Source organism: Microcystis wesenbergii NRERC-220, assembly GCF_032027425.1.
Lineage (GTDB): Bacteria > Cyanobacteriota > Cyanobacteriia > Cyanobacteriales > Microcystaceae > Microcystis > Microcystis wesenbergii_A.
Map to the genome: position 1 here is coordinate 4,150,243 of NZ_JAVSJA010000001.1, position 21,072 is coordinate 4,171,314.

General features: G+C 45.6%; 17 protein-coding genes. 15 read left to right on the forward strand and 2 right to left on the reverse strand.

From position 1 onward, the window contains the following. Nucleotides 1-30 precede the first annotated feature (30 nt). From RAM70_RS20050 to RAM70_RS20110, 13 genes are all read left to right on the forward strand, one after another. The gene (locus RAM70_RS20050) at nucleotides 31-1,047 is read left to right on the forward strand and encodes an IS4 family transposase (RefSeq protein WP_288016859.1); all 1,017 of its coding nucleotides are present in this window, start codon (nucleotides 31-33) and stop codon (nucleotides 1,045-1,047) included. A gap of 591 nt (nucleotides 1,048-1,638) precedes the next feature. Then, a complete protein-coding gene (locus RAM70_RS20055) occupies nucleotides 1,639-2,937 on the forward strand; it encodes a homoserine dehydrogenase (RefSeq protein WP_045358857.1) in 1,299 nt (432 codons plus the stop codon). Between the two features lie 19 nt (nucleotides 2,938-2,956). Then, nucleotides 2,957-3,868 carry a LysM peptidoglycan-binding domain-containing M23 family metallopeptidase gene (locus RAM70_RS20060; RefSeq protein WP_312675298.1) on the forward strand — a complete coding sequence of 304 codons (912 nt, stop codon included), beginning with the start codon at nucleotides 2,957-2,959 and terminating at the stop codon, nucleotides 3,866-3,868. A 177-nt stretch (nucleotides 3,869-4,045) separates the two neighbouring features. Then, nucleotides 4,046-4,873 (forward strand): septum site-determining protein MinC, encoded by an 828-nt coding sequence (gene minC, locus RAM70_RS20065; RefSeq protein WP_312675301.1) that lies wholly within the window; start codon nucleotides 4,046-4,048, stop codon nucleotides 4,871-4,873. Nucleotides 4,874-5,053: 180 nt separating this feature from the next. Next, a complete protein-coding gene (minD, locus tag RAM70_RS20070) occupies nucleotides 5,054-5,854 on the forward strand; it encodes a septum site-determining protein MinD (protein WP_045358793.1) in 801 nt (266 codons plus the stop codon). Between the two features lie 29 nt (nucleotides 5,855-5,883). After that, nucleotides 5,884-6,171 (forward strand): cell division topological specificity factor MinE, encoded by a 288-nt coding sequence (minE, locus tag RAM70_RS20075; protein WP_045358792.1) that lies wholly within the window; start codon nucleotides 5,884-5,886, stop codon nucleotides 6,169-6,171. Next, the gene (locus RAM70_RS20080; RefSeq protein ID WP_045358791.1) at nucleotides 6,168-6,356 is read left to right on the forward strand and encodes a hypothetical protein; all 189 of its coding nucleotides are present in this window, start codon (nucleotides 6,168-6,170) and stop codon (nucleotides 6,354-6,356) included. The genes minE and RAM70_RS20080 overlap by 4 nt, the downstream gene beginning before the upstream one ends. 303 nt (nucleotides 6,357-6,659) lie before the next feature. After that, a complete protein-coding gene (ppc, locus tag RAM70_RS20085) occupies nucleotides 6,660-9,716 on the forward strand; it encodes a phosphoenolpyruvate carboxylase (RefSeq protein WP_045358790.1) in 3,057 nt (1,018 codons plus the stop codon). Nucleotides 9,717-10,405: 689 nt separating this feature from the next. Next, a complete protein-coding gene (gene glyA / locus RAM70_RS20090) occupies nucleotides 10,406-11,689 on the forward strand; it encodes a serine hydroxymethyltransferase (RefSeq protein WP_312675303.1) in 1,284 nt (427 codons plus the stop codon). A gap of 78 nt (nucleotides 11,690-11,767) precedes the next feature. After that, a complete protein-coding gene (locus tag RAM70_RS20095) occupies nucleotides 11,768-12,832 on the forward strand; it encodes a glycosyltransferase family 4 protein (protein WP_080754268.1) in 1,065 nt (354 codons plus the stop codon). 67 nt (nucleotides 12,833-12,899) lie between these two features. Then, the gene (locus RAM70_RS20100) at nucleotides 12,900-13,199 is read left to right on the forward strand and encodes a replication protein RepU (RefSeq protein WP_045358786.1); all 300 of its coding nucleotides are present in this window, start codon (nucleotides 12,900-12,902) and stop codon (nucleotides 13,197-13,199) included. An 85-nt stretch (nucleotides 13,200-13,284) separates the two neighbouring features. Then, nucleotides 13,285-13,581 (forward strand): DUF4164 family protein, encoded by a 297-nt coding sequence (locus tag RAM70_RS20105; RefSeq protein WP_045358785.1) that lies wholly within the window; start codon nucleotides 13,285-13,287, stop codon nucleotides 13,579-13,581. Between the two features lie 46 nt (nucleotides 13,582-13,627). Beyond that, the gene (locus RAM70_RS20110) at nucleotides 13,628-13,912 is read left to right on the forward strand and encodes a hypothetical protein (protein WP_045358784.1); all 285 of its coding nucleotides are present in this window, start codon (nucleotides 13,628-13,630) and stop codon (nucleotides 13,910-13,912) included. Between the two features lie 368 nt (nucleotides 13,913-14,280). Here the strand turns inward: RAM70_RS20110 and dnaN are convergent, their stop codons facing one another. Continuing rightward, entirely contained in the window at nucleotides 14,281-15,429 is a 1,149-nt protein-coding gene (gene dnaN, locus RAM70_RS20115) for a DNA polymerase III subunit beta (protein ID WP_312675309.1), read from the reverse strand. A gap of 405 nt (nucleotides 15,430-15,834) precedes the next feature. On the opposite strand from dnaN, the gene hemL reads away from it, so the two are divergent. Continuing rightward, the gene (hemL, locus tag RAM70_RS20120; protein WP_287999614.1) at nucleotides 15,835-17,136 is read left to right on the forward strand and encodes a glutamate-1-semialdehyde 2,1-aminomutase; all 1,302 of its coding nucleotides are present in this window, start codon (nucleotides 15,835-15,837) and stop codon (nucleotides 17,134-17,136) included. Nucleotides 17,137-17,250: 114 nt separating this feature from the next. On the opposite strand, the gene RAM70_RS20125 is transcribed toward hemL, so the two are convergent. After that, nucleotides 17,251-19,404, reverse strand: a complete 2,154-nt coding sequence (locus tag RAM70_RS20125; protein WP_312675313.1) for a polyribonucleotide nucleotidyltransferase — start codon at nucleotides 19,402-19,404, stop codon at nucleotides 17,251-17,253. A gap of 531 nt (nucleotides 19,405-19,935) precedes the next feature. Here RAM70_RS20125 and prfA point away from each other — a divergent pair. Further along, on the forward strand, nucleotides 19,936-21,036 hold the full coding sequence (gene prfA, locus RAM70_RS20130) for a peptide chain release factor 1 (protein ID WP_045358779.1): 1,101 nt from the start codon (nucleotides 19,936-19,938) through the stop codon (nucleotides 21,034-21,036). Nucleotides 21,037-21,072 lie beyond the last annotated feature (36 nt).

Genomic DNA, 21,072 nt, shown 5'->3' on the forward strand with positions numbered 1-21,072 from the left:
ACTTATTCCCCTCACAATAGGGAGTTTGCCCTGATGACGAATTTTTCAAAACTCATAAAAGAGCTTCTCAAACCACTGCCTAAAAATGACTACCCCGCTTTAGATACTTTTACATTTTTGTCCTGTTGGATTGGTTTTGCTTTAGATAAAAGCATCGTCAGTATGAGGGACTTATGCAGTAGAATGGTACTTCAAGGAATTAATGTAAATTTATCCACATTTTCTAAGGCAAGCAAAATTAGAGAAACAAGTCCATTTGAGAAAGTCATTGTCGAATTAAATAAGCGTTTAGTTGCCAAAAAAGGAATAGAGAATGCGCGAGCTTTATTTCCTATTGACTCAACAATAATTAGCTTAACCAGTAAATTACTATGGTCCCAGGGATGGCATCAAGTAAAACTATTCTCTGGTCTTAATAGTATCACAACAGAGGTGGTCGGAATACTCATCCATTTTGGTCAAGGTCATGACTCAAAAGAAGGAGGAAAAACGATAGAAGCAATTCCTGTAAATGGAGTTGGAGCAATGGATAGAGGATTTGCGTCTAATCAAAGAATCACCGAATTATTAGAGAGTAGTGACAAGCATTTTGTCTTGAGAGTGAAAAATAATATTAGCCTAGAGATGCTCGAAAATGGCAAGTGTAAACTCGGAAAAGATAAAAGACAAATAGAAGTAAGAGTAGTCGCTTTTTGCGACCTAGAAAGTCAAACAGAATTTCGGCTGGCGACAGATTTACCTCTAGAAGGAGAAGGAGCAGTTAGTAATGAAGAAGTTGCCGAAATTTACATCCAAAGATGGCAAATAGAACTGCTGTGGAAATTTTTAAAAATGCATCTAAAGTTGGATAATCTAATCACTAAAAACGAGAACGGAATCCGCCTACAGATCTATAGTTGCATTATCGCTTATCTGATTCTACAGCTAATAGATATTGAAGAAGGATTTGGGAAAAGCTTATTAGACAAACTGCGCTATTTACAGAGTTTCATGTGTCAACATATTAGCTATGTACACTGGTTCCGGAGGATTGTCTATTCAATTTAAAATTTGATGTTATAGGGGTATTATGCTTGTCAATGTAAAGTTTTATTACAGGATTCAACGTTTCTGGATGACAATATTTCCAATATTTATTATTCTTGGATATTGGAGCCAAAAAAATCGTTATTTTTATGGGTTTCTGTTATTCTTGTTTACCTATTTTTTATCAATTCTATTTCTTTGGTATGGTAATTGGGGCTGGATAACTTAGTTGCTCGTGAGTTGAGTCAAATTACCCTAACTAATCATGCTAACATAGCTCTTTGCTCAAAGAGAGTCGATTGATTTGTTCAAAAATATCAACTAGATAGAGAATTATTGTAATCATAAATTAGAGTTATGATAAAAAATGTTACTCACATTGCCGAATATCTATATCGCTCAATAAAATCAATCACAATTACAGGATAAGCGTTTAAATGCGATCGAGATTGGCTTGATTTTAATACAAAAATACTGCACATTGATCATCATCAGTTCCTGAACAGAAGCAAAAGAAAACCCCACAGACAAAGACCTTGTAATGATAAAATCGACAATGGCGACAGCTTGGCCATTAGTATTTTTTGCGTCGGACTAGCAGGAGATAAAAGCGTGACCTTTAAGATTGGTTTACTCGGTTTCGGGGTTGTGGGGACGGGAACAGCGAAAATCCTCCTCGATCCTTTTGGTCGTCATCCCGTACTCAAAGAGATTACCATTGGACGAGTGGGAGTTAGATCCCTAGATAAACCGAGAGAAATCGAGCTTTCTCCCCAGCTGTTGACCACTGACCTAGAATCGATCGTTACTGACCCCGAAATTGATATTATTGTCGAATTATTGGGGGGTTTGGAACCAGCACGCTCTTTAATTCTCAAGGCAATCGCATCGGGAAAGCACGTTGTTACGGCAAATAAAGCGGTTATTGCCCGTTTTGGCGATGAAATCTACGCCAAGGCCAACGAAAAGGGGGTTTATGTCCTTCTAGAAGCGGCCGTGGGTGGTGGAATTCCCGTCATTAAACCCTTAAAACAATCCCTCGGCGCTAATCGCATCAGCAGCATCATGGGAATTGTCAACGGCACAACTAACTATATTCTCACGGAAATGAGCCAAAAAGGGGCAGATTTTAGTGAAGTGCTGGCCAAAGCTCAGGAATTAGGCTATGCAGAAGCGGATCCCACTGCGGACGTGGATGGATTCGACGCGGCCGATAAAATTGCCATTTTAGCTTCTTTGGGTTTTGGAGGTCGGGTAAAACGGGAAGATGTTTACTGTGAAGGTATCCGGCAAGTTAGCGCCGTCGATATCGCCTACGCTGATAGACTGGGATTTGTGATTAAATTATTAGCGATCGCAAAAGATACGGTTAAGGAAGATTCCGATACCCTAGAGTTGCGGGTTCATCCGACCCTAGTACCGAAAACCCATCCCCTCGCTAATGCTAACGGAGTCTATAACGCTATTCTCGTCGAGGGGGAACCCTTGGGCCAAGTGATGTTTTATGGACCGGGTGCCGGTAGCGGACCGACGGCCAGCGCGGTAGTATCGGATGTGATGAATATCGTCGGAATTTTAAAAAGTAGTGGCAAAACCAGGGAACTTGACCCGCTTTTAAGCTGTATTCACCAGCATTATTGTCAAATCGCCCCGATGGAGGATTTATCGACCCGTTTTTATGCTCGTTTTCTCTGTCGCGATGTGCCGGGGGTAATCGGTCATTTAGGTATGGCTTTCGGCGACCATGGGGTTAGTCTAGAGTCCGTGGTACAAATTGGTATTAGGGGTGATTTAGCCGAAATTGTCGTTGTCACCCACGATGTACGCGAGGGCAATTTCCGGAGTGCTTTGGCAGCAATAGAGTCTTTAGAAGCTATTGACAGTATTCCCAGTATTCTCCGGGTTTTGTAGTCAAGAAATCGCTTTTTTTATGGTCATGGGTCGGAGAATCAAAAGTGAGAAAAGTTGGCTAAGTTTCATTAGCACAATTTTGTTTTTTTGTCTAGGTTTTTTGACCTTAAATCAAAAATTAATTTTTGCCCAAGGGTCTGATAATGTTTGTCCCCTGCCGATTTTATCAAGGTTACAACGCCATAAAATCCAAGCGGGAGAAACGATCGCCTCAATCGCCGAAAAATACGCTCTCATCCCGGCAACGATAATTAAACTCAATCCGACTATTCTCAAAAATGGTTTGGCCCCCGTCGGGAAAGAAATCTTTATTCCCCCGATGAACGGCATTCGCATCGAAGCACCCAAGGGTTCCACTTGGCGCGATTTAGAAGCGGCATCAGGTATTCGTGCCGATATACTCTTTGAGCTTAACGGTTGTGGTCGCCGGCCGACAATAGTTTTTATACCCGGCACCAATTGGTCCGCCACGGGCAAGCGATCGGATTATACTGGATTAAGTTCTTATCCCTTACCCTTTGCTAGTAGTGCTGGCTTAACCTACGGTTGGCAAAAAAGTCCCACGGAACAGAAAAATCTCTTTCATAGTGGTATTGATCTTCTCGCAGATATTGGTACAAGTGTTTTAGCGGCCGAGGATGGTCTAGTGATTTATGTGGGTCAGGAGGGGGCCTATGGTAATTTGGTAGTAATTAATCATTTAGGTCGCCGGCAGACCCGTTATGCCCATTTAAGCAGGGTGACAGTGAGAATTGACCAACGGGTACGAGCAGGAGACGTTATCGGTGCGGTTGGCACCACGGGACAACCGGATATTATTCCCCCCCATCTTCATTTTGAGGTGCGCTTAGATACTCCCGTCGGTTGGATAGCGCAGGATCCGGCTTTGCATTTGCCCCAAATCCACCCGCCGCCATCAAGTCAAAAGTAACCCGACTAAGGGCAATAAGTCCGGCAGAAATGAGAGAATTATTGATTTGTAGCAGGCATTAACCATCGCTGCCATTACTTTTGAAAAATGGTATGAGGCACTTCACTGATTACCGCTTCCGTCGGTTTACTGATCGCTATTTTGCCCTTTGTCTTTTTTAAGTAAAAAATTATCTCTATGGATGAAACTAAACCCGAATTAAATCAAGAAATTGACTTAGAAACCGAAAAAATTGAGCCATCAGCCTCGGTAAGGTCGAGATACGCCCAAATCCACCTAAAAAGTGAGGGCGAGAAATTGGTGCTAATTTTGCCCAAAACCAGTGCCAGGGAGACAAGTCAGGATTGGACAGATATCTTGACAGGATTGAAATATTATCTCCGTAATAGCGGCCAAAACTGCCCCCCTAGAACACCAGTACACCTAGAGGCCAACGATCGCCTGATGGATACGCGCCAACTACAAGCGATTGCGACAATTTTAGACAGCGCCGAATTACCCCTGCACACCATCCAAACCCAAAGAAGACAAACCGCAGTGGCAGCGGCAACTATGGGTTACAATGTCGAACAAATGCGCTCGAATCCCACGTTTTTCGGGGAGAATCAACCGCCCCAATCCCCCCTCGCTGAACCTTTGTACTTAAAAACCACCCTGCGATCGGGTGTAGAAATCCGTCACCCCGGTACAGTTATAATCATGGGCGATGTCAACCCCGGCGGCTCCCTCGTCGCCGATGGCGATATATTAGTTTGGGGGAGTTTGCGCGGTGTGGCCCATGCCGGATTTCGCGGCGATCGAGCAGCGGTAATTATGGCCCTGCGAATCGACTTAACTCAACTGAGAATCGCCGAATTAGTGGCACGGTCCCCGGCTTTGCATAGCGATCGCATGGAACCAGAAATTGCCTGTATCAGCGAAGGAGGAATTCGCATCATTGGGGCTTATAATTTTTCCAGAACCTACACCTTTAAAGATCAAGTGGGATGGGTCGAAAAAAAGTGAGCGGCGACTGGTAAACAGTGAACAGTAAACAGTGATTCAGTGACCAGTAAACATAGGGACTAACTGCTTTGAAATGAAAAACTCTATCAAACCAATAACTGATAACTGATAACTGATAACTGATAACCGGTAACTGATAACTGATAACTGATAACTGATAACTGATAACTGATATAAATTATGGCTCGTGTAATTGTGGTGACATCAGGAAAGGGAGGAGTCGGTAAAACGACAGTAACGGCGAACTTAGGTTCAGCTTTATCTCAATTAGGCTGTCGAGTCGCCCTTGTCGATGCCGATTTCGGACTGAGAAATCTCGATTTATTGTTAGGATTAGAACAGCGTATCGTTTATACTGCCCTCGATGTGGTGGCGGGAGATTGTAGCCTTGATAAAGCTTTAGTTAAGGATAAAAGACAGGAAAATCTGGTCCTATTACCGGCAGCACAAAATCGCACAAAAGAGGCAATTACTGGCGATCAAATGAAGGATTTAGTCGCCCAATTGTCAAAAAGTTATGACTATGTATTGATTGATTGCCCGGCAGGAATTGAAATGGGTTTTCGCAATGCGATCGCCCCTGCCCAAGAAGCGATCATCGTTACTACCCCAGAAATGTCGGCGGTGAGAGATGCCGATCGCGTGGTGGGATTACTAGAAAGCGAAGATATTAAAAGTATCCGTCTGATTGTCAACCGACTGCGGCCGGAAATGATCCAACTTAACCAGATGATCAGCGTTGAGGATATTCTCGACCTCTTGGTAATTCCCCTTTTAGGGATTATTCCCGACGATCAAAGAATTATTATTTCCACTAATAAAGGGGAACCATTAGTATTAGAGGAGAAGACCTCTCCCCCTGCCATGGCCTTTAGAAACATTGCCCAACGTTTACAGGGTCGCGATGTGCCGTTTCTAGATTTAATGGCCGGTCAAGAAGGTTTTCTTACCCGTCTGCGTCGTCGCTTATTTGGGCCTTAAACTCTCTCATCTCAACCCCTTAACCTACTATGAATGACCTGATCGATAAACTTCTTGCATGGCGCAGTTCGGGCAAAAGTGGCGACCAAGCTAAAAAACGCTTAAAACTTATTTTAGCCCATGATCGCACCGATCTTAGTCCCGAACTTCTCAATATGATGCGTCAAGAAATCTTAGAAGTGGTCAGTCGTTATCTTGATATCGACACCGAGGAAACCGAGTTACTCCTAGAAAGTGACCAACGAACTACCGCCCTGATTGCTAATTTTCCGATTCGTCGCATCAAACGCCGTCCTTTAACCGAGAAATTGCCATGAAAACTCAACCGATCAAGCTTTGGCTTAGTCTAGCGGTCAGTCCCTTTCTTCTCTCCTATCTGGCCTTGCGTTCCCTCAATCATTGGTTAATTGAATTGGGCCAAGAAAGTGAGGAATTGTTTCGCGGCGATCGCTTGCCCCTGCTCAATATTCCCGATCAGTTGCCGGTCAACAGTGACCAATAATCTTTTCTGGAAAAAGTCACCAAGAAAAAAAATCCTTTTGCCCTCTGAAAAGAAGCAAGAATAGTGAAATTTTTGTTAAAAATCCGAAAAAATATGATTCTTGGGGATATAATCTCATTTTTAACCAACCCTAAGAACTAATCCCGATCTATCAGTGATCAGTGATCAGTTATTGGTTTGATAGAGTTTTTCATTTTAAGGCAGTTAATCCCTATTTTTACTGGTCACTGAATCACTGTTTACTGATTACTGATTACTGATTACTGATTACTGATTACTGATTACCGATTACTGATTAAAATTATGAGCGTCCTTGTCCCCTCAACCGAAACCGAACCGGATATTTTCACCACTTCTAACCTATTTCTGCAGCAAAGACTGAAATTAATCGAAGATTTATGGAAAGAAGTCTTAGTCTCCGAATGTGGTCAAGAATTAGTCGATTTACTGGAATTACTGCGCCATCTCTGTTCTGAGGAAGGACAAGTGACCGATGATAGTCCAGAAGCAATGATCGCCAAAATGATCGAAGACTTGGAACTAGGGGAAGCGATCAAAGTCACCCGCGCTTTTGCCCTCTATTTCCAGTTAATCAATATCATCGAACAACACTACGAACAAAGGGATCAGCAACTACTGCGACGGACGGTGATCGGGGAAGAAAACGAAAGTCCCAAGGCTGACCCAACGCAAAAAAGCATTTTAGCCACCATTGTCGGGGCCGATTGGCTAGAAAAAACCCTGAACGAGTCCGATCACTCCAGCCCAAAATCGGGACTATTTCACTGGTTATTTCCCTATCTCAAACAGGTTAACGTCCCCCCCCAAGAAATCCAGCGTCTTCTCGATCAGTTAGATATTTGTCTGGTTTTTACGGCCCACCCCACGGAAATTGTCCGTCACACCATTCGCATTAAACAGCGCCGTATCTCAGGCATTCTCGAAAAACTCGACCAAGCAGAAGAAATCTTTCGCAGTATGGGGTTAACCAACTCCAGAGAAGCACAAACAGTAACCAAACAGTTAAAAGAAGAAATCCGTTTTTGGTGGCGAACAGATGAACTACACCAATTTAAACCCACCGTCGTCGATGAAGTGGATTATGCCCTGCACTACTTCGATGAAGTTCTCTTTGATTCCCTCCCCCAGTTAACCCTGCGTCTGCAGCAAAGTCTAGAATCCTCCTTTCCCCGTTTACAAGCGCCAAAAAATAACTTCTGTCGCTTCGGTTCTTGGGTTGGGGGGGATCGGGATGGCAATCCCTCCGTTACCCCCGAAGTCACCTGGAAAACCTGCTGTTATCAGCGCAATCTCGTTATTAAAAAATATCTCGATGCTATTCGCGACCTGACCAGTATTTTAAGTGCCTCCCTGCACTGGTGTCATGTCTTGCCGGAGTTGCTGGACTCCCTGGACAGAGATAAACAGCAAATGCCTGAAATCTATAGCCAGTTAGCAATCCGCTACCGTCAGGAACCCTATCGCCTCAAATTGGCCTTTATTCAAAAACGTCTGGAAAATACCCGTGATCGCAATAATCGCCTCAATGACCCGGAAGAACGACAATTATTAACTAAACTCAACGAAACCAACATCTATCGCTCCGGTTCCGAGTTTTTAGCCGAATTACAGCTATTAAAGCGCAGTCTCTTGCAAACCGGTCTTTCCTGTCAAGAACTCGATCGACTGATCGCCCAAGTGGAGATTTTTGGCTTTGTCCTGACTCAGTTAGATTTTCGGCAAGAATCCACCCGTCACGCCGAATGTATCGAAGAAATCGCCGCCTATCTCGGAGTTTTACCAAAACCCTACGGCAAATTAACCGAATCAGAAAAAATCGCCTGGTTAGTGGGGGAATTAAAAACCCGTCGGCCCTTAATTCCCCGGGAAATGCCCTTCTCGGAAAGAACCTGCGAAACCATTGAAACCCTGCGAGTTTTAAGAAGTCTGCAAGGGGAATTCGGTCTGGAAATCTGCCAAACCTACATTATCAGCATGACCAACGAGGTCAGCGATGTGCTAGAAGTGCTGTTATTAGCCCAAGAAGCTGGTTTATACGACCCCGCCACTAGCCGCAGTTCCCTCCGCATCGTTCCCCTCTTTGAAACCGTCGATGACCTCAAACACGCCCCCGGCATCATGCAGACTTTGTTTGAATTGCCCCTCTATCGAGCAGCCCTGGCCGGCGGTTACGACCATTTAGCGGCTTTAAACGGGGAGGACGTGACCCCGGAACCGGCCATCCTCGAACCGGGTAATTTACAGGAGATTATGGTGGGTTACTCCGATAGTAACAAGGATTCTGGCTTTTTGAGCAGTAATTGGGAAATTCATAAGGCCCAGAAGGCTTTACAAAAAACCGCTAAACAATACGGCGTGAATCTACGTCTTTTTCATGGCCGGGGCGGTTCCGTCGGTCGGGGTGGTGGACCGGCCTACGCCGCTATCCTCGCCCAACCCCGGGGAACTATTAACGGTCGCATTAAAATCACCGAACAAGGCGAGGTTTTAGCCTCGAAATACTCTTTACCAGAATTGGCCTTGTATAACCTCGAAACGGCCGTAACGGCAGTCATACAGGCAAGTTTACTGGGCAGTGGTTTTGATGATCTCGAACCCTGGAATCGCATCATGGAGGAGTTGGCCACCCGTTCACGGCAAACCTATCGCAGTTTGATTTATGAAGAACCGGACTTTTTAGACTTCTTCCTGTCTGTAACTCCCATTCCTGAAATTAGTCTTTTACAGATTAGTTCCCGACCGGCGCGCCGGAAAAGTGGTCAACAGGATTTAACTACCCTGCGGGCAATTCCCTGGGTATTTAGTTGGACCCAAACCCGTTTTCTTTTACCGGCTTGGTATGGTTTAGGGACAGCTTTACAGATGTTTCTCGATGATTCTCCTAGCAGAAATTTGGAATTGTTACGCCATTTTTATCACAAGTGGCCTTTCTTCCAGATGGTGATTTCTAAGGCAGACATGACTCTATCGAAGGTGGACCTACAGATGGCCTATCACTACGTCAGTGAACTTTCTAAACAGGAAGATCGAGAACGTTTTCAACGTCTGTTTGAAAGGATCAAAGAGGAATATAATCGCACTAGCGAGATTGTTCTCCAGATCACCGGCGAGAAACATTTATTAGATAATGATCCGAATTTACAGCGCTCGGTGCAGTTACGCAACGGTTCGATCGTTCCCCTCGGTTTTCTACAGGTGTCTCTCCTCAAGCGTTTACGTCAATACAATAGTCAAGCTCAATCCGGTGTGATTCATTTCCGCTATTCTAAAGAGGAGTTATTAAGGGGTGCTTTAATGACGATTAATGGTATTGCCGCAGGGATGAGAAATACTGGTTGATTACAGATAATTAGGGTGTGCTGAAAAAGTGTATTGGTGGGGGCAGGGTGTGGGGTGTAGGGTGTAGGGATTTTGAGGGGGTCAACCACCTAATTTTCAGGGAAAAAGTCCTTGAAATTTCCCTCCGATACCCGCAATGGCTGGCACTTTTTGAGGGGAAAAAAGTCTAAAAATGTTACCCAACAAGGTTTTTAGATTTATTCAGCCAACCCTAATTAATGGTAGTTTTCGGGGGGATTGTCTTGAAGGTAATCCACCCCATTTTTGTGATTTGTCAACTTTTTGTAGAACTTCTACTGAGTTGTTATTTTTAAAGGGAAACTCCCCGATAAAATTGGCCATTACTTCCGATTTTATCACTCAATCCCAGCTTTTGGGGGGTTCTATTGGCTAATATTACTATAGCGTTTCCTAAGCTAGTGAGGTACACATATTTTTCTTCCCTTTTGACTTTTGCCTCTTGCCTTTTGCCTAAAACCCATAACTTTTGTACCTCAGCAGACTGAAAAACGCTATATCACTTATTGACTAAAAATGAAGATTTTACCGCTAACAGTTGACAATCGACGATCGATCCCGAAGAGAAGCAATTAAGCTCCCTGGTGTGTCGGAAGATTAGAGATTGTGCCAAAATGGAGAAAGTGACCCAATGATTACAGGTAAATTGTTAAAGAAAGGATCGAGTAACCGTGACTGATACGAACTTAGATATACTATCCCTGACGGATCCAGCGATCGCAGGGATTCTGCAAAAAGAACTGCAACGTCAAAGAGATCACCTAGAATTAATCGCTAGTGAAAACTTTACCTCGGCTGCCGTCATGGCCGCCCAAGGTTCGGTTTTAACCAACAAATACGCGGAAGGACTGCCCAAAAAACGCTACTATGGCGGTTGCGAATACGTTGATGAAGCGGAACAATTAGCGATCGATCGGGTTAAACGACTATTTGGGGCAAACCACGCTAACGTACAACCCCACTCTGGCGCCCAAGCTAATTTCGCCGTTTTCCTGACCCTCTTGCAGCCCGGCGATACGATTATGGGCATGGATCTCTCCCACGGTGGTCATCTTACCCACGGTTCCCCCGTTAACGTTTCCGGAAAATGGTTCCGAGTAGTACAGTACGGAGTAAGTCCCGAAAGCGAACTCCTCGACTACGATCTCATCCTTGACATCGCCCGCAAGGAAAAACCAAAACTAATTATCTGCGGTTATTCTGCCTACTCGCGCCGGATTGATTTCGAGAAATTCCGGGCCATCGCTGACGAAGTGGGGGCCTACCTGATGGCAGATATCGCCCATATTGCCGGTTTAGTGGCCACCGGTCATCATCCTAACCCCCTACCCCACTGTGATGTGGTCACTACCACCACTCACAAAACCCTGCGCGGTCCTAGGGGGGGTTTAATTATGACCAAAGACGAGGAATTAGGCAAAAAATTCGATAAATCCGTCTTCCCCGGTACCCAAGGCGGGCCCCTAGAACACGTGGTCGCGGCGAAAGCGGTGGCTTTTGGGGAGGCCCTGAAACCGGAGTTTAAAATCTATTCGGGCCAAGTAATCGCTAATGCCCAAGCTTTAGCCAGTCAGTTGAAAGCTAGAGGGATTAAAATTGTCACCGATGGTACGGATAATCACTTGATGTTACTCGATTTAAGATCCGTGGGCATGACCGGGAAAGAAGCCGATCGCTTGGTCAGTACCATCAATATTACCGCTAATAAAAACACTGTTCCCTTCGATCCCGAGTCTCCTTTTGTCACCAGTGGTCTGCGCTTGGGTTCCCCGGCTATGACCACCAGAGGACTAGGAGAAACGGAATTTATCGAGATTGGCAACATCATCGCCGATATTCTCCTTAATCCTGGTGATGAAGCCCTGAGAACTGCTTGCCGTCAACGGGTAGCTAAACTCTGTGAAAGCTTCCCCCTCTATCCCCATCTCCATATTTCCGTCCCCGCCTTGGCCTAAAACGAGAGATAATAAAAACTCATAATTGGCGATTGCCCGTCAGTTGCCAATTGTGAATTAAATCGCCCCCCAATTCCCATGTCCGGAGATTTATACTATCTAATTGCTTTTCTGATCGCCCATACCGTGGTACTTTGGAGTACCCCCCTCGTCAGAACCGTCGGACTGAAAAGCGGTTACGTCGATAAACCCAACGAAAGGAAGGTCCATGAAAAGCCTATGGTTCGACTGGGGGGAGTTTCGATCTTTATCGGCGCTTTAACTGCCCTCCTGATCGTTTGGTGGTTGGGAGGGTTTGCTGGTTTAAACAGCGATCGAGAATGGGAAGTGTGGGGCGTAACCCTAGGCGGTTTGGGCTTTTTCCTCATCGGTCTAGCGGATGATCTTTTTAATCTTTCGCCCCTCAATCGTCTGGTAATGCAGTTTAGCGTCGCTTTTCTAGCTTGGCAAGCTGGGGTGAGGATCGATTTCCTCTCTATTCCCTTCGGCGATTTATTACAAATTCATTGGCTAAGTTTGCCAGTTACTCTCCTCTGGTTAGTGGGGATGGCTAACGCAATTAACTGGATTGACGGTTTAGATGGATTAGCGGCGGGAGTTTCCGGTATATCTGCCGTGGTTATTTTGATTGTAACTTTGGTGATGGGACAACCGGCCGCCGCTATTATCGCCGCCGCTTTAGCGGGTGGGGCCCTGGGTTTTCTGCGTTACAATTTTAACCCCGCCCAAATTTTTATGGGGGATGGTGGGGCCTATTTTATGGGTTTTACCCTCGCGGGTGTGGCGGTGATTGGATTGGCTAAAACTACTGCTGTGACTACCGTTGCCGTTACCGCCGTCCTATTACCCTATCTCATCCTCGCGGTTCCTCTCCTCGATATGTCCACGGTGATTATTTCCCGTCTCAAACGCGGAAAATCCCCTTTTGTGGCTGATAAACGTCATTTACATCATCGTTTACTGAAAGCGGGTATCTCTCACCGTTTGACAGTATTATTTATCTACGCCCTAACTCTCTGGGTGGGCAGTTTAGCCCTCGGTTTCTCCAATGTTCCCAGTGGTTGGGGTTTTGCCTTTGGTGCGACTCTCCTCCTCGGTTACGTCGGTTGGCAAGTCTGGCGCAATCGTGGCAGTGAACCGTAAGCCATCTTAAACTAGAAAAAAGATTAATAATTAAGATAGCGGCAGGATAACTCTGGGAGTTTAGCAAATGTCTAACGAAACTGTAACTTATTCCCTTGAAACGGTTCTTAAGGAAATCAAAGACAGCATCAAGGAAGTCAACCACAAAGCTGATAGAATCGATCAACGTCTGACACAATTAGAAATCGGACAGGCAGAACTTAAAGGAGAAATTAAAGCTTTAGATGAGCGACTAAGCACAAAAATTGACGGATTGACCGCTAGAGTTGCCTATCAAGAGTTTACTAATCGAGGCATTTTGATCGCCCTTGTTGTTGCTATTTTAGGAGGAGCAGCTAAACTTTTTGGGTTTATTGGCAACCCCTAGAAGTTGCCCTTAGCATCATAAATTTTTCCTATCTTATTTTTTCAGCAAGCCCTAATTAAAGTTATCAAAAGTAGGAGTTTAGCAAATGTCTAACGAAACTGTAACTTATTCCCTTGAAACGGTCCTGACAAGGATTGAGGGAAAAATCGACTCTTTACAAAGAGATGTTAATGAGCGTCTCACTAAGCTAGAGATAGGACAATCGGAAATAAAAGGGGATATTAAAGCCCTAGATTCTAAAGTTATGGAAATAGAAAAGCGTATTGACGACCTGAATGCAAGGGTGAATATTACCACTAATGGATTTCTTGGCATTGTCGGAATTTTGGTGACAGGAATACTAGGCATTCTGGGAAAAATCGTCTTTTTCCCTAATCCCTAAAAGTTGTCCTTTAGAGATAAAATAAGCAAAAGTAGGAGTTTAGCAAATGTCTAACGAAACCGTAACTTATTCCCTTGAAACGGTCTTGACAAGGATTGAGGGAAAAATCGACTCTTTACAAAGAGATGTTAATAAGCTAGAGATAGGACAATCGGAAATAAGAGGGGATATTAAAGCCCTAGATTCTAAAGTTATGGAAATAGAAAAGCGTATTGATGACCTGAATGCAAGGGTGAATATTACCACTAATGGATTTCTTGGCATTGTCGGAATTTTGGTGACAGGAATACTAGGCATTCTGGGAAAAATCGTCTTTTTCCCTAATCCCTAAAAGTTGTCCTTTAGAGATAAAATAAGCAAAAGTGAAAGTTTACCAAAATGTCTAACGAAACCGTAACTTATTCCCTAGAAGCTGTCCTGACAGGGATAATAAAGTTCAGCTAATTGCCCAACTTCTGGTGGTCCGATGCTAACAATTGCTGCATAGCTGGGCTGTGACGGAAGTGAGATAAATCTAAAATTTTCTTCCTCAATTTCGTTGTCCGATTCTAGTTGATTTTGCCAAAGAATATTCTCAAGGATATCGCAAAAATAGAGAAAATAAACCCAATCCTTTGGCTAGAAAATAAGATTGAGTCAACACAATCAAGGCCTTGGGATAGGTTAAAAACACATCCCAGGGTCTCGATTAAGTCAGAATTACTGACGAATTTGTACTGGCATTACCAAATAGGTCATCTTTAAACCTCCCAAGGGAGTAAAAATAACCGGCTGGGTACTAGCATTTAACCGCATTTGGATATCATTATTGGGTAAAGCCTTCAAACCGTCCATCAAATATTTAACATTAAAGGCAATATCGCCACTTTCTCCCTGAATTTCCGCCGCCATGGACTCTTTGGCGCTACCTAAATCGGGAGATTCCACCGCTAGGGATAAACGGTCATTTTCGCTATCGAGACTAAACTTGACTAAATTATTCTTTTGGTCAGCTAAAACCGCCACTAATTCCAAACAACGGATTAATTGTTTGCGGTCTAAAGTTAAAGAGCGATCAAAGGATTTAGGAATTAACTGATTATAAGTGGGATAGGCCCCTTCTAACTTACGACTGGTTAACCTCTGTTCCCCCATTTCAAAGATGACTTGAGAATCATCCACATGCAGAGTAATAGTCTCGATATTTTGTTTTGTTGCCATCATTCTTTCCAATTCTCGCAGGGCCCGGGCCGGAATGGTGACATTAAAGCCACCAGAGGCACTTTCTACCTCCTCTAGGGGAGTTTGTACCACCGCTAAACGATGACCGTCTGTAGCGGCAAATTCTAGACAATCGACGGTTTTAGTTAAATGTACCCCCGTCAACACCTGTTTAGTTTCATCGCCACTAGCGGCAAACAAAGCACCTTTTAGTCCCTCTGTCAAGGCAACTATAGGTAAATTAACAATTTCCCCATCGGCCACCGTGGGCAATTCTGGGAACTCATCGGCTTTCATACCGCGAATTTGGAACTGTGCCGAGGCAGTTTTCAGGAAAGCGAGACTATGCTCTTCATCATTCTCGTTTTCTTCCACAGAGATAGTGATTTCCCCCTCTCCCAAACGAGAGACAATATCGTTCAGCAATTTTGCCGGCAGGGTAATTTTGCCCCCTTCCACCACCTCGGCCCGAAAACTGGTGCGAATCCCTAAACTCAAATCAAAAGCAGTCAGGCTAATTTCGCCCTTTTCCTCATCGGCACAAAAGAGAACATTTCCCAACACCGGATGGGTAGGACGACTGGCAACGGCCCGACTAACTAGGGATAAATTGCTGTTGAGTTCGCTTTGACTACTGGTAAATTTCATAGCAGGAATAGTTTTTTTGTACGCTAAGAAATAATAGCAAGAATTCCCCTGTGGAAAATCTGTGGAAAACCAGAGCTTTTTTTGATCGCTCTTTCCGGGCTAAAATCTATCAATAGCAATAACTTCGCCCATTGCTAGGGTGTTTTGAGCAATTCTGAAAAGATTGTGGAAAAATTGTCAACAGTGAAATTTTCGCCCTTTCTCAGCCAATTCTATAAGCTGTTAACCCTGGGGCTATAAGTCAAGAAGAGCGAGACTTTAGCCAACCAGCACTTTTCTTGGCGAAAAAATTGCGTAAAATGTAGGCTGGTGATCTTTAAAATGGAACAAGCAGCAGGAAATTAACAAAACAAAGCTCCGGGCCTTTCCCGGAACCGATAGACTCAAGTAGACAAGGAGACAGGATTGGTTAGCACATCTTCGCATCAAACAACAAAATCGAAAGAAATCTTTACAGCCGCTCAAAAATTAATGCCGGGGGGTGTAAGTTCCCCCGTGCGCGCCTTTAAATCCGTCGGTGGTCAACCCATCGTTTTTGAAAGCGTCAAAGGGGCTTATATTCGCGACGTGGACGGTAACGAATATATCGACTATGTGGGAACTTGGGGGCCGGCTATCTGTGGTCATGCCCATCCCGAAGTGATTGCCGCCCTACACGAGGCCCTAGACAAAGGGACCAGTTTCGGCGCTCCCTGTGTCCAAGAAAATATTCTCGCTGAAATGGTGATTGATGCCGTTCCCAGCATTGAAATGGTGCGTTTTGTCAATTCCGGCACCGAAGCCTGTATGTCCGTCCTGCGCTTAATGCGGGCTTTTACCGGCCGGGATAAAATCATCAAATTCGAGGGCTGTTACCACGGTCACGCCGATATGTTCCTCGTTAAAGCCGGCTCTGGTGTGGCCACCCTGGGCTTGCCCGACTCGCCGGGGGTTCCCAAAACCACCACTAACAACACTTTAACCGCCCCCTACAATGACCTGGAAGCGGTAAAAGCCCTCTTTGTCGAAAATCCCGACTCGATCGCCGGGGTGATTTTAGAGCCAGTGGTGGGTAATGCCGGCTTTATCGTGCCGGATGCTGGCTTTTTAGAAGGATTGCGGGAATTAACCAAGGAGTACGGGGCCCTATTAATGTTTGATGAGGTAATGACCGGATTCCGCATCGCCTACGGTGGCGCTCAGGAAAAATTCGGCATCACCCCCGATTTAACCACCCTCGGCAAAGTTATCGGCGGTGGGCTGCCAGTGGGGGCCTACGGCGGTCGGGCCGATATTATGGCGATGGTGGCTCCAGCCGGCCCGATGTACCAAGCGGGAACCTTATCCGGCAACCCTTTGGCTATGACGGCGGGAATTAAAACCCTCGAGTTACTCCAGCGCCCCAGCACCTACGAATATCTCGATAAAGTGACCAAATCCTTAACTGAAGGGCTGCTGAAAGTGGCCAGAGATGCTGGTCATAGCGTTTCTGGAGGTCATATTAGTGCCATGTTCGGGATGTTTTTCACTGGCAACCCCGTGCATAACTATGAAGATGCCAAAAAGGCCGATGTGGCTAAATTCGGTCGTTTTCACAGAGGAATGTTGGAAAGAGGCGTTTATCTAGCTCCTTCCCAGTTTGAAGCTGGTTTTACTTCCTTAGCTCACACAGAGGCCGATATCGAACGGACTTTGGCTGCCGCTAAAGAGGTGTTAGAAAGTTTATAGTCAATGCTGCCAGGTTTTTAGATTTATTCAGCAAACCCTACTTAGGCGATTTCAGGTATCAAACAAAAACCCTCGATCGAGCGATCGAGGGTTAACCATGAACAAAAAATTTACCTAGACTACAGTAGCAGCTTTACGGGCAGCGGCCGCCTCATCGGGATGAATACCGAGACGGGTAAGATTGAGACGACCTTTACTATCGATCTCCCGTACCTTAACTAACACCTCATCCCCCACGGCCACTTCATCCTCCACCTTACCGACGCGTCCCTCGGCCAATTGGGAAATATGGATCATTCCCTCTTTCCCTGGCAAAACTTCCACAAAAGCACCGATTTGGATAATGCGAGTCACGCGACCGAGATAAACCTCACCCTCATTGAGTTTGCGGGTCATATTGTAGATCAGTCGTTTAGCTTTTTCGGCCTGTTCCCCATCGGTAGAGGAAATGGTGACAGTACCATCGTCATCGATATCGATTTTCGTGCCGGTCTGTTCAGTAATCCCTTTAACCGTCTTACCACCTGGCCCGATGACTAACCCGATCAGATCCGGATCGATCTTGATCGTCAATAACCGGGGTGCGTGGGGAGATAATTCCGTGCGGGGTTTTTCTAGGGTCGCTAACATCTTCTCGAGGATATGTTTGCGGGCCGGTAAAGCTTGTTCGATCGCCTTGGCCACCACTTCCATGCTTAAACCGGGGATTTTCATATCCATCTGGAGAGCGGTGATGCCGGAATCAGTGCCAGCCACCTTAAAGTCCATATCTCCCAGAAAATCCTCAATACCCTGAATATCGGTCAAAATCCGCACTTCTTCCCCTTCTTTAATTAAACCCATGGCCGCACCGCTAACGGGTTTTTTCAGGGGAACACCGGCATCCATCAGCGCCAGGGTAGAACCACACACGGAACCCATGGAGGTGGAACCATTAGAAGAGAGGACTTCCGACACCACCCGCAGCACATAGGGAAATTCCTCCTGTGGGGGGAGGACAGGTACGATCGCCCTTTCCGCTAAAGCACCGTGACCAATTTCTCGACGGCCGGGAGAACGCATGGGACGGGTTTCACCGACGGAAAAGGGTGGGAAATTGTAGTGATGAAGATAGCGTTTTTCATCTTCGGGATGGAGATCGTCCCCTAAATCCTGAGCATCACCGGGGGTGCCAAGGGTGGCGATCGAAAGCACTTGGGTTAAACCGCGATTAAACAAACCGCTACCGTGAACCCGACGGGGTAAAACTCCCACCCGGCAAGAAATCGGGCGTACTTCGTCCAGTTTGCGACCATCAACCCGCACCCCATCCTCGATAATTTGGGCGCGCATCAGTTTTTTGGTCAGATCCTTAAAGAGATTACCGATTAACTTCGGTTCTTCCAGGGTTGGAGCTTTTAAGGGATCTTCATCGGGGAGAGCGGTTATAGTTTCCTTGAGCCGATTTTCGATCGCCTCTAATTTCTCATCCCGTTCGGTTTTGCTGAGGGTAAACTGACAGAGAATCTGTTTAATTTCCTCTTTAGCTTGTTCTCGCAGAAAATTCTGCACGGTTTCGTTTACTGCCGGCGCTTCCCGCGTCACGAGGGCAATACCCAACTGATCGATTAATTCCCGTTGAGCGGTGATCAGGTCGCGGACCGCTTCATAACCAAAATCGATCGCCTCAATAATATCCCGTTCCGGTAACTGATTGGCTCCCGCTTCGATCATCACCACCCCTTCGGGACTACCGGCCACCACTAGATCCAATTCTCCGTTATGGATTTCCTTGTAGGTGGGATTGATGATAAATTCATCTCCCAATAAACCGACGCGCACCGCTGCCATCGGTCCTTGGAAGGGAATCCCCGCCAACAGAACCGCCACGGAGGCCCCCGTAACGGCCAAAACATCCGGGGGGACTTCCTCATCCATTGAGAGGGTTGTAGCGACCACCTGAATATCATCCCGCATCCAACTGGGAAATAGGGGCCGCAGGGGGCGATCAATCAAACGACCGGTCAGAATTGCTTTTTCCGGGGGACGACCTTCACGACGCAAAAATCCTCCCGGGATGCGCCCGGCGGCGTATAATCTTTCTTCGTAATCAACGGTTAAGGGCAGGAAATCTACTCCTTCTCTGGCTTTGGCTGTGGTTGCTGTCACTAAAACCGCCGTTTCTCCCGATTGGATCAGAACACTACCGCCAGCTTGGGGGGCTAAAAGCCCTATTTTTAGTCGAATATCCCTGCCATCAAAGGATATTGACTTGTCAAACTCTTCCATGTAAAGCTATATTCCTTTCTTTCACTTTTCTCTGTGCTGTGGCAATCCTAGCATTTTTTGTACCCCTTTCCGACAGGTTTAGTATTCAGTGATCAGTTATCAGTTATCAGTTATCAGTTATCAGAGTTGAGTTTTCAGTTCGCTGATTACTCTTTACCGTTTACCGATCACAGCAAAAAAGCTCCCCATCTCCCCATCTCCCCATCTCCCCACTTCCTGCTTTTAAACAGGATTTAACATGACTTGCTCAAACCAGCCAAAAAATGATAGCTTCAGATATAGGAATAATCTGGTTAAGAAAAAAAATGTCTTCCCTTGCCGCTTGCTGGCCCAAAAATATTTCTAAGTATTAGCAAAACTGACTGACTCTCAGCAGTTGGGCGGGATTTTTCCAGGCTCGAAGAACCCCAAACCAAGAAAATTAAGACAATTAAAAGGATTGCGTCTCTATTATCTGTTAGACGCTTCTAATCCAGTGAATTTGCGGGTTATCTTCAAATTAACCCCGTTTAACCCTATTTATTATCGATTATGGCTGAAAGTTATTTACTAGACAAACTGCAATCTGTAGAACAGACCTACAAAGAATTAACCCGTCGTCTAGCGGATCCCGATGTCACCAGTAATCCGGGTGAATTGCATCGTCTGGCCAAATCCCGCGCTTCCCTAGAGGAAACGGTCAACACCTACGAAATTTGGCAAAAAAGTCAAGAGGATTTAATCGGTGCGAAACAAATCTTCAAAGAATCCGCCAGCGATCCCGAATTACGCGAAATGGCAGCCCTAGAAGTGGCAGAATTAGAGGCAAAAATCGCCTCTTTGGAAGACCAATTAACCATTCTGCTGCTGCCCCGGGATCCCCTCGATGAAAAGAATATCATGCTAGAAATTCGCGCTGGAACCGGGGGTGATGAGGCCAGTATTTGGGCGGGGGATTTAGTTCGCTTGTACTCAAAATATGCCGAAACTCAAAACTGGAAAGTTAGCCTTTTGAGTGAATCTCCGGCGGATATGGGAGGATTTAAAGAGGCAATTTTAGAGATTAAAGGCGATAACGTCTATAGTAAGCTGAAATTTGAGGCGGGAGTCCACCGGGTGCAGCGGGTTCCTCTGACGGAAGCGAGTGGTCGCGTCCACACTTCCACCGCTACCGTGGCGATTATGCCGGAAGTGGACGATGTGGAAGTGCATATCGATCCCAAGGATATTGAGTTAACCACGGCTAGATCTGGGGGGGCAGGCGGTCAAAATGTCAATAAAGTGGAAACTGCGGTCGATTTAATCCATAAACCCACGGGAATCCGGGTTTTCTGCACCGAAGAGCGCTCGCAATTGCAAAACCGGGAACGAGCTATGCAGATTCTCCGGGCGAAACTGTACGATATGAAGTTACAGGAACAACAGGAAGCGGTTAGTTCCATGCGGCGCTCTCAGGTGGGAACCGGTTCCCGTTCGGAAAAAATTCGCACCTATAACTATAAGGATAATCGTCTCACCGATCATCGCTTAAATCAGAATTTTTCCCTCGATCGCATTTTAGACGGCGCCATCGAAGAGGTGATCCAATCCTGTATCGCCAAGGATCAACAGGGAAAACTGGCAGAATTAGCCGCTGCCCAAGAGACAGCTTAATCAGTGATCAGTGATCAGTTACCAGTGATCAGATTT